10 protein-coding genes and 1 pseudogene are annotated in these 9,780 nt (G+C 59.3%); 2 read left to right on the top strand and 9 right to left on the bottom strand.

Annotated features, from left to right (window positions below; all coding sequences use genetic code 11):
• A pseudogene (locus ACIOUG_RS25965) lies at positions 1 to 1,089 on the top strand (argininosuccinate synthase); the annotation flags it as partial.
• A gap of 153 nt (positions 1,090 to 1,242) precedes the next feature.
• Here the strand turns inward: ACIOUG_RS25965 and ACIOUG_RS25960 are convergent.
• A complete protein-coding gene (locus ACIOUG_RS25960) occupies positions 1,243 to 1,935 on the bottom strand; it encodes a hypothetical protein (RefSeq protein ID WP_401069886.1) in 693 nt (230 codons plus the stop codon).
• A gap of 503 nt (positions 1,936 to 2,438) precedes the next feature.
• Here ACIOUG_RS25960 and ACIOUG_RS25955 point away from each other — a divergent pair.
• Entirely contained in the window at positions 2,439 to 3,065 is a 627-nt protein-coding gene (locus ACIOUG_RS25955; RefSeq protein WP_003227711.1) for a response regulator transcription factor, read from the top strand.
• Between the two features lie 87 nt (positions 3,066 to 3,152).
• Here the strand turns inward: ACIOUG_RS25955 and ACIOUG_RS25950 are convergent, their stop codons facing one another.
• From ACIOUG_RS25950 to metG, 8 genes are all read right to left on the bottom strand, one after another.
• On the bottom strand, positions 3,153 to 3,329 hold the full coding sequence (locus ACIOUG_RS25950) for a PA3496 family putative envelope integrity protein (RefSeq protein WP_401069884.1): 177 nt from the start codon (positions 3,327 to 3,329) through the stop codon (positions 3,153 to 3,155).
• Between the two features lie 107 nt (positions 3,330 to 3,436).
• The gene (gene nth / locus ACIOUG_RS25945; RefSeq protein WP_003227707.1) at positions 3,437 to 4,075 is read right to left on the bottom strand and encodes an endonuclease III; all 639 of its coding nucleotides are present in this window, start codon (positions 4,073 to 4,075) and stop codon (positions 3,437 to 3,439) included.
• Positions 4,072 to 4,653, bottom strand: a complete 582-nt coding sequence (locus tag ACIOUG_RS25940; RefSeq protein WP_401069881.1) for an Rnf-Nqr domain containing protein — start codon at positions 4,651 to 4,653, stop codon at positions 4,072 to 4,074. Before ACIOUG_RS25940 ends, nth begins: the two co-directional genes overlap by 4 nt.
• Positions 4,650 to 5,255 carry an RnfABCDGE type electron transport complex subunit G gene (locus ACIOUG_RS25935; RefSeq protein ID WP_401069878.1) on the bottom strand — a complete coding sequence of 202 codons (606 nt, stop codon included), beginning with the start codon at positions 5,253 to 5,255 and terminating at the stop codon, positions 4,650 to 4,652. Before ACIOUG_RS25935 ends, ACIOUG_RS25940 begins: the two co-directional genes overlap by 4 nt.
• On the bottom strand, positions 5,252 to 6,235 hold the full coding sequence (locus ACIOUG_RS25930) for an RnfABCDGE type electron transport complex subunit D (RefSeq protein ID WP_401069875.1): 984 nt from the start codon (positions 6,233 to 6,235) through the stop codon (positions 5,252 to 5,254). Before ACIOUG_RS25930 ends, ACIOUG_RS25935 begins: the two co-directional genes overlap by 4 nt.
• On the bottom strand, positions 6,222 to 7,433 hold the full coding sequence (rsxB, locus tag ACIOUG_RS25925) for an electron transport complex subunit RsxB (protein ID WP_401069873.1): 1,212 nt from the start codon (positions 7,431 to 7,433) through the stop codon (positions 6,222 to 6,224). The genes ACIOUG_RS25930 and rsxB overlap by 14 nt, the downstream gene beginning before the upstream one ends.
• Positions 7,430 to 7,999, bottom strand: coding sequence for an electron transport complex protein RnfA (locus ACIOUG_RS25920; RefSeq protein ID WP_401069871.1), 570 nt, complete (start codon positions 7,997 to 7,999; stop codon positions 7,430 to 7,432). Before ACIOUG_RS25920 ends, rsxB begins: the two co-directional genes overlap by 4 nt.
• Before the next feature lie 132 nt (positions 8,000 to 8,131).
• The coding region (metG, locus tag ACIOUG_RS25915; protein WP_401069869.1) for a methionine--tRNA ligase at positions 8,132 to 9,780 on the bottom strand (1,649 nt) is incomplete at its 5' end.

The following is a 9,780-nucleotide window of genomic DNA, read 5'->3' as shown; positions in this document are numbered from 1 at the left end:
GTGGTCGAGCCGGCTCGCGCCTAGGCTCAGGCCATGGGCGTCAAAGAAATCTACATCGACGACCTGCGCGAAGAATTCGTGCGTGATTTCGTGTTCCCGATGTTCCGCGCCAACACCGTTTACGAAGGCGAGTACCTGCTGGGTACCTCCATCGCACGTCCGCTGATCGCCAAACGCCTGATCGAAATCGCCAACGAAACCGGCGCCGACGCCATTTCCCATGGCGCCACCGGCAAGGGCAACGACCAGGTGCGTTTCGAACTGGGTGCCTACGCGCTCAAGCCTGGCGTGAAAGTGATTGCGCCATGGCGTGAGTGGGACCTGCTGTCCCGCGAGAAGCTGATGGATTACGCCGAAAAGCATGCGATCCCGATCGAGCGCCACGGCAAGAAGAAGTCCCCGTACTCGATGGACGCCAACCTGCTGCACATCTCCTATGAAGGCGGCGTGCTGGAAGACACCTGGACCGAGCACGACGCAGACAGGTGGCGCTGGACCGTCTCCCCGGAGAACGCTCCCGACACCCCGCAATACCTGGAACTGACCTACCGCAACGGCGACATCGTCGCGCTGGACGGCGTCGAAATGACCCCGGCCACCGTACTGGCAACGCTGAACAAGATCGGTGGCCAGCACGGTATCGGTCGTCTGGACATCGTCGAAAACCGTTACGTGGGCATGAAGTCCCGTGGCTGCTACGAAACCCCGGGCGGCACCATCATGCTGCGCGCGCACCGCGCCATCGAGTCGATCACCCTGGACCGCGAAGTCGCTCACCTTAAAGACGAGCTGATGCCGAAATACGCCAGCCTGATCTACACCGGTTACTGGTGGAGCCCGGAGCGTCTGATGCTGCAACAGATGATCGACGCTTCCCAGGTCAACGTGAACGGTGTGGTTCGCCTGAAGCTGTACAAGGGCAACGTGATCGTCACCGGTCGCAAGTCCGACGATTCGCTGTTCGACGCCAACATCGCGACCTTCGAAGAAGACGGCGGCGCCTACAACCAGGCCGACGCGGCGGGCTTCATCAAGCTCAACGCGCTGCGCATGCGCATTGCTGCAAACAAGGGCCGCAAGCTGTTCTAAGCCTCGCGGGCCTGTGAAGAAATGGCGGCTTGTCCCAGTGACAAAGCCGCCATTTTTTTTCCTGTGCGTGTCTGACCTTACCGCGTTGCGCTGGTGGGTATGGTCAATTCCAGCATTTTCTTGAATGTCCACTTCAGGCATCAACTCTGCGTTTCATACCCCTCTTAAGACCGTAGTGCTTTGCGTGTTCACGTTGTAAGCAATGAACAGTTTGGCCCCCCCGTTTTTTTTCGATTGTTTGTTAAGACTCGGGGTAATTTGCTTGAGCAAAACCTCGGACGCCGAGTCGGTCAAAAAGACCACTGCGTTGGCCGATTGCTTGCCAAGGTGCGGAATGTATTCGGCCAGCCTGTCGAATGCCTGTGCGCTGCTCATCGAACGTACGTCTATCGCCCGCAACGTACCCATGGGTTTGGGCAACTGAATGTTGTGCTCAATCCAGGGGTGTTCCGCGCAGGATTCGCCGGTCGCGCCCGGGTCAGCACTGTGTTCCGGTAACGTCCATTGCAAACCGCTTGAAGTTGCTGCCCCGCCAGGCGTTGCCCGAGTGTCTGATGGAGGCGAACCCGCTGTGTGCTCGGCCGGCTTCAGCTCGTCAAAGACTTTCAGAAAGCTGTCGTCCTTGTCGAAGTCCGAGGGCGCATACAATGATCGGTAGTTGAAATTGAGCGTTAAAAAAAACAGCAGCAGCAAGTAAAACGGGAAGCTGATCAGAAACCAGACGTAGACTTCTCTTTCGTCGTTATCAAGAAAGGGCAGGGAGAGGGCTGCCGATGATTCGGAAATAAATGCAAAGATCGCAATTACAGTCATGGGGTTGGTGATTTTCTTTCTGACTTTTATCATGGTGTTTGCTCATTAAGTGTTTATTCCATTGTGTGTATTGAATGGTGTTTATGTGAGTGGTGTTTTGCGTTTGATGTTCTTTTTTATATTAAAAGAAATACGTTGGGTAGAAGTATCTTGTTTCAGACGTTGATTTATTAAAGTATATAGATGGTTTTTCAATTGTCGTTGCAATTGATTGTTTGCCTGAATTTTTCAGGGTGTCAGTCATACCTGGTCATGTAATAACGGTGCTTTTTGCAGTCATTCGCTGGTCGCGTCGCTCGGAAGCGTCGCCGGGCATGGCTGCGTGGGCGTAGTATTTTTCACGTTGAAGTCGCAGTCAGAGAAACAGTTAGCGCACGCCGATATCACCGGTATCGGTTTTTTTGTAGGAATAATCTTTTTTTGTTGTAGGGAATGTCTTGGGCTGGGAGTGTGATGGAACTCTCTTGTGCCATGTCGGAAGTGACTAGGCTATTGTGCGGGTTCTAAAAATTCGAACAGCGAAACTGGACTTGCCCATGAATAAAGTGCTGATCGTGGATGATCACCCCGTCATTCGTCTTGCTGTGCGTATGCTGATGGAACGTCATGGCTACGAAGTCATTGCCGAAACAGATAATGGTGTGGACGCATTGCAACTTGCGCGTGAACAAATGCCGGATATCGTTATTCTTGATATTGGAATACCGAAGCTCGATGGCCTGGAAGTTATTGCACGTCTGAATTCGACACCGATGCCGTTGAAAGTTCTGGTGCTCACCTCACAGGCGCCGGGGCATTTTTCGATGCGCTGCATGCAGTCGGGAGCGGCGGGATATGTCTGTAAACAACAGGATCTGACTGAGTTGCTCAGTGCGATCAAAGCCGTACTGTCCGGGTACAGCTATTTTCCAAACCAGGCCCTGCATACCGTGCGGACCAGCCTGGGCAATGCCAGTGAGGCGGATATGGTAGACCGCCTTTCCGGGCGGGAAATGATGGTGTTGCAACAGTTGGCGCGCGGCAAGACCAACAAGGAAATCGCCGACGGCATGTTCCTCAGCAACAAGACGGTCAGTACTTACAAGACCCGCCTGTTATTGAAGCTCAATGCCCGGTCGCTGGTGGACCTGATTGAGCTGGCACAACGCAACGGGCTGGTCTGATGATTTCAGCGGTCCAGGGATCAAGGTTGGTTCAGCGTCATATTCCCCAGATAGTAAAAAGCCTCCGGTTCGGGAGGCTTTCAAGTGTCAGAGATCAAAATCGTAATCGGCCAATTGCTTTTGCAGTCGGCGCTCCTCAAGCAGGTTATCAATGGTGCGACGCTTGCTCAAATTGGTCTTGGCGACTTCGACCACCGGTTCGGCGTCGTCGGTTTCCGCAGCGGTGAAATCTTCTTCTACATCCAGTTCTTTGCTGTCAGTCATAAGGTGAACTCCAGGCTAAGACTGCCTTTGGCGCTCCTTATAGCGATATTCCTGCTGCGGGTAAAAAAGATTTTTTCAATCGACGAATCAATTATTCCAATAGCCAATCAATCGTCCGAGGTTTTGTGTTTGTATTCGCACAAGTCTTCGATCCGGCAGCTGCCACAACGTGGCTTGCGCGCCAAGCACACATAACGACCGTGCAGAATCAGCCAGTGGTGGGAATCCAGCAGGTAGTCTTTTGGCACAAACTTCATCAACTTCTTTTCCACCTCGACCACATTTTTGCCCGGGGCGATGCCGGTGCGGTTGCTCACGCGAAAAATGTGCGTATCAACCGCCATGGTCAACTGACGAAAAGCGGTATTGAGGACCACGTTGGCCGTCTTGCGGCCGACGCCGGGCAGGGCTTCCAGCTCTTCGCGGGTCTGCGGGACCTCGCCGTTGTGCAGTTCGACCAGCATGCGGCAGGTCTCGATCACGTTTTTCGCTTTGCTGTTATAGAGGCCGATGGTCTTGATGTATTCGGACAGCCCTTCGACGCCCAGCGCGTGGATCGCTGCCGGGGTATTGGCCACCGGGAACAGTTTGGCCGTGGCCTTGTTGACGCCTACGTCGGTTGATTGCGCCGAAAGAATGACCGCGATCAGCAACTCGAACGGTGAGGAATAGGCCAGCTCGGTTTTCGGCTCGGGGTTGTCCTCATGAAGTCTGCGGAAGATTTCCAGACGTTTTGCGGCATTCATGGATGATGTGTTTCCTTGGGGAGAGCGTTGGAACGGGTCCAGGCCTGACGGGCAGCGAGCAGCAGCCCAAGCAAAATGAAGGCACCGGGAACCAGAGTGATCAGGTGCAGCCCATCGTTGAACAACACCAGTCCTCGCCAGTGCTCGGAAAGATCACGGCCGAGGTGGCCCTGACCGAACAATTCGCGCACAGCGGCAAGCGTCAGCAGTAGCCCGCTCGACAGGGCGAAAAGCTTCAGACGCTGGCTCAGTGCCTGACGAAAGAATCCATTGTATTCCAGCACCACGCATTGCAAGGCGATCAGCCCGGCGTAGATTCCGAGTGCCTGTTGCCACTGCAACGCCCAGCGCTGCGCGAGGATGTTGGCGCAACTGGCCAGGGTCGCAGCCAGCAGCAGGCTGGCCAGCAACCCGCTGTCGCCCGACAGCCGTGAACGCAGCGGGCCGATGCCTGCGCCGTACACCGTCAGCACCGCACTCGAGATCAACAGCATGCCCAGCGCGTTCGCCAGTGTGGTGCTGGTGCCAAGCAGCAGCACCAGCACCAGAGAATTGGTCAGCGTCGCCGGCCGGTTCATGGTCCGATCCCCAGCAAGGAAGCCCGGTGTTCATCAAAGTAGCGCAGGGCGTCATGGATGGCATTGACGGTGGCCCGGGACGTGATGGTCGCCCCCGCCAGTTGATCGAACTGTCCCTGATCCTTTTTCAGCGCCCAGCCAGCGTCGTCAGGATTGTTGCGTGACTTGCCGGTAAACGTCGCCAGCCATTGATTCGGCCAGTCGCCGAGGTGCCCGCCGAGCGCCGGAGTTTCGTTCTGCCGCAGGCTTTTGACCCCCAGCAGTCGGCCGCTGGCATCAATCGCGATCAGCAGTTCGAGGGTGCCGGCATACCCCTCAGTCTGGGTGCGCAACACCACAGCCACCGGCTGCCCGAGTTTGCTGGCGCGGTATCCGCCCAGTAGCGTGCTGTGGCTTAACCCGGTGTCGAGCAGCGCCAGTGGCTGTTCCAGCGGTTGATTGTCGTAGGTATCGGCCGCAAGCAGATCCAACAGTTTGCGACTGTCGAGCAGGCGTTGCTCGCTGGCAATCTGCGGCGCGCTGCTGTGTTGCACCACATAGGTCAGGCCGAGACCGGCGCCGGCCATCAACACCAGGGTGATGACGGAGGCTGCGCGGTTCATGGGTTCACCGTTGTTTGACGGGCCGCGGCAAAGCGGTCAAGGGCCGGTACGCCGAGATTCATCAGCAACACCGCAAACGCGACGCCATCCGGATAGCCGCCCCAGGTGCGGATCAGGTAGGTCAGCAAGCCGACGCCGACGCCGAACAGCAGCCGGGCCAATGGATTTTTGGCGCCGGACACCGGTTCGGTAATGATGAAAAACGCGCCGAGCATGGTCGCACCGCTCAGCAGATGAAACAGCGGCGAGCCGTGGGAATCGGAGCCAGAACCGTTCCAGCAGAGCAGGCTGACGACAAACAGGCTGGCGAGCATGCCAGCTGGCGCTTGCCAGGCAATCACCCGGCGCTGCAACAGCAACAGACCGCCGCCGAGAAACGCCAGATTGATCCACTCTGCGCCGCGTCCGCCGAAACGGCCGAATGCCGGGTTGGCGGCGAACAGTTCATCCATGGTCAGGCTTTTGTTGATGCGCAGGCTGTCCAGCGCGGTAGCCTGCACCCAGGCGTCCGGCGCCTGGCCCAGATTCAAGACTTGCGCAAAAGCCGCCTGCAGATTCATGCCATGTGCCGGCCAGTGGGTCATTGGCTGCGGGAACAGCAGCATTGCCAGGGCGAAACCGAGCATGGCCGGATTGAACGGGTTCTTGCCGACGCCTCCGTACAAATGCTTGCCGAACAGCAGGCCCGACGCCACCGCAGTCACGGTCAGCCACCACGGGCAATAAGGCGGCAGGGCGGCTGCCAGCAGGGTGGCGCTGACCAGTGCGCTGCCATCGCTGAGGGTCGGTTGCAAAGGTTGTCGGCGCAGGCGGGTGACACCGACCTCGACCAGCAGTGCGCTGCTCGCCGCCAGGATCAGATTGATCAACACCCCCCAGCCGTAAAACCAGAACAGCGCCAACAGCCCAGGCAGCGTGGCCAGCAGCACCCGCTTCATCGCCTGTTGCAGGCGCTCATCCGCTGCCTCACGGGGCGACATGATCTTGCACCTGACGCTCGGCGGCCTGCAGGCGAGCGCGGGCCTTGTCGAGGATGTCGTTCGGCGTGTCGGCGCGGCGTTCGAGTTTGTTCAGGTCGGCGCGGGCATAGGCCAGTTCGGTTTTCAATTGGCGGAGCTGGCTGTCGATCGGGCGCTTTTCTACGCGCACCAGATCAGGCGCAGGCTGTTCGCTTGCCGCTTCGGCAGCGTGAAGGGCCTGCTCGGCGTCATGCAGTGCCTGTTCCAGCGTGGCGATCTGCTGCGCTGGCGCCTCGGCGGTCTGGGCCTTTTTCAATTCGGCGCGACGCATGGCCAACTGGATTTTCGCCCGTTTCAGATCCGCGTCCTTCGCCGGGGCCGGGGCCGCAGCGGCTGGAGCGGCGGCACTGCTTTCGAGTTTCGCCAGCGCCTGTTCGGCGGCTTCGAACTGCTGTTGCAACACGATCAGTTGCGACTGCTGTTCGAAGGTCGGTGGATGGCCGAAGGCTTTCAGCGATTTGTGCAATTGCGCGCGGCTCATGGCGACGTCGATCTTGGCTTTTTTCAGCGCCGCGTCGGCGGTCGCGGCTTTCTGCGCGCGCACCCGTTCCAGAGCGGCTTGCACAGGATCGAGGGTGGCCACCGCCGGTTGCGCTGTGCGCTGTGCCCGAGCCTCGCGCTCAGCCTGTTTCTGCTGCTCTTCGCGTTGCAGGCGGGCGTTGCGTCGTTCGAAGCGCTGGCGTGCATGATCACGTTTGGCGGTGCGTGCGCGCTGCTCTTCAACGCTGGATGCCAGCCCGCCCACCACCGGTAAGGTGCCGATCGGCAGCGGGTGCATCTCGATGCAGTCCACCGGGCATGGCGCCACACACAGGTCGCAACCGGTGCATTCGTCGATCAGCACGGTGTGCATCAGTTTCGCCGCGCCGACGATGGCGTCGATCGGGCAAGCCTGAATGCACTTGGTGCAGCCGATGCACTCGGCTTCGCGGATGTACGCCACTTGCGGCGGTGCCGAGCCACGACTGATATCCAGTTCCAGCACCGGTACCTTCAACAGTTCGGCCAGGGCGGTAATGGTTTCGTCGCCCCCCGGCGGGCACTTGTTGATCGGTTCGCCATCGACGATGCCTTGGGCGTAGGGCTTGCACCCGGGGTGGCCGCACTTGCCGCACTGGGTCTGCGGCAGGAGGGCATCGATGAGTTGAATCAGACTCATGTTTTGATCAGTCCACTGAATCCGAGAAAAATCACTGCAATCAGTCCGGCGCTTATCAGATCGATCGGCAAGCCGCGAAAGGGCAGAGGAATGTCGTTGTCCGCGGTGCGTTCACGCAAGTCGCTGAACAGGCTCAGCACCAGCCAGAAACCCAGCCCGGCGCCAATGCTCAGCGCCGTTGCCTGCAGCAGGCCTTGATCATTTTGTGCATTGATCAAGGCCAGCCCCAGCACGCCGGCATTGCCCAGTAACAATGGCCATAGCCCATCGAACGGCCAGTCAGGCAGCGCGCGTGCCAGCAGTTTCAGCAGCGGCGCGATCAGCAGCACGCTGAGCGGCAGGAACACAAACAGCTGCAGTGCCTGTAGTTGCAGCGGTACCAGCAGCCAGTGCCAGAGCACATAACCGATGAAACCGACGCTCAGCATCAGGCACGCCGTCGCCAGCCCCAGCGCATGCACCTGGCGCCGACTGCCGGCCAACAACGGATCGACGCCCAGCGGCCAGTGCAACAAGAAGTTGTTGAGCAGGGCGGCACTGATCAGCGTAAGCGCAAGTTCGGTCATGGTTCTGCCGGCAGCAACGGGCGGGTGTCACTTAAGGTTAGGCATTATCCGGCACCCGCGAAGGGTGGGCCAGATATGAAAAATCCCACAGGCCTGCAGAACATGCCTGTGGGATCGTTGTACCGCTGGGTCTTACTTGATGCGTTGACCCGGCTTGGCGCCGCTGTCCGGGCTCAGCAGGTAGATTTCTTCACCGCCAGGGCCGGCCGCCATCACCATGCCTTCGGAAATGCCGAACTTCATTTTCCGTGGCTTGAGGTTGGCGATCATCATGGTCAGGCGACCGTCGAGTTTCGACGGATCCGGGTAAGCGCTCTTGATCCCGGAGAACACGTTGCGCTGCTCGTCACCGATATCCAGGGTCAGGCGCAGCAGCTTGTCCGCACCCTCCACGTGTTCGGCCTTGACGATCAAGGCCACGCGCAGGTCGATGGCAGCAAAGGCGTCGAAGTCGATTTCCGGCGACAGCGGATCCTTGGCCAGTTCGCCGTTGCCCGCAGGCGCGGCAGCACCGGTGTCGGTCTGGCTGGCGGTCAGGTCTTCTTTCGAGGCGTCGGTCATGGCTTGCACTTTTACCGGGTCGATGCGGGTCATCAACGGCTTGAATTCGTTCAACTGATGGTTGGCCAGCAACGTGGTGTGGTCATTCCAGGTCAGCGGGGCGACGTTGAGGAACGCCTCGGCATCGGCGGCCAGCAACGGCAGTACCGGTTTGAGGAAAATCACCAACTGGCGGAACAGGTTGATGCCGGTGGCGCAGATCGCCTGGACTTCATCCTGCTTGCCTTCCTGCTTGTTCAACGACCATGGCGCCTTGTCGGCGATCCACGCGTTGGCGCGGTCCGCCAGGGCCATGGTTTCACGCATGGCGCGGGCGAAGTCGCGGGCTTCATAGGCGTCGGCAATGCTTGGCGCCGCGGCGAGGAACGCTTCGGTCAGCTCTGGCGCGGCGTTGTTGTCGACCAGCAGGCCGCCGTTGCCCTTGTGGATGAAACCGGCGCAGCGGCTGGCGATGTTGACCACTTTGCCGACCAGGTCGGAGTTGACCTTCTGCACGAAGTCTTCGAGGTTCAGGTCGAGGTCATCGACGCCACGGCCCAGTTTGGCCGCATAGTAGTAGCGCAGGTATTCCGGCGACAGGTGATCCAGGTAGGTACGGGCCTTGATGAAAGTGCCACGGGACTTGGACATCTTCTGGCCGTTGACGGTCAGGTAGCCGTGCACGTTGATCCCGGTCGGCTTGCGGAAACCGGCGCCTTCGAGCATGGCGGGCCAGAACAGGGCGTGGAAGTTGACGATGTCCTTGCCGATGAAATGGTACAGCTCGGCGGTCGAGTCCTTGCCCCAGAACGCGTCGAAGTCCAGCTCCGGCGTGCGGTTGCACAGGTTCTTGAAGCTGGCCATGTAGCCGATCGGCGCGTCCAGCCACACGTAGAAGTACTTGCCCGGCTCGTCCGGGATCTCGAAGCCGAAGTACGGCGCATCGCGCGAGATGTCCCACTGTTGCAGGCCGGCATCCAGCCACTCGGCGATCTTGTTGGCCACGGCGTCCTGCAGGGTGCCGCTGCGGGTCCAGGTCTGCAGCATCTGCTGGAAGTCCGGGAGCTTGAAGAAGAAGTGCTGGGAATCCTTGAGCACCGGGGTGGCGCCGGAGATCGCCGACTTCGGATCCTTCAGATCGGTCGGGGCGTAGGTCGCACCGCATTTTTCGCAGTTGTCGCCGTACTGGTCTTCAGTGCCGCATTTCGGGCAGGTGCCCTTGATGAAGCGGTCGGCCAGGC

Origin of the sequence: Pseudomonas sp. NPDC087803 (genome assembly GCF_044742995.1) — a bacterium.
In the GTDB taxonomy this organism is placed as follows: Bacteria; Pseudomonadota; Gammaproteobacteria; order Pseudomonadales; family Pseudomonadaceae; genus Aquipseudomonas.
This window is presented reverse-complemented; position numbering and strand designations above follow the sequence as displayed.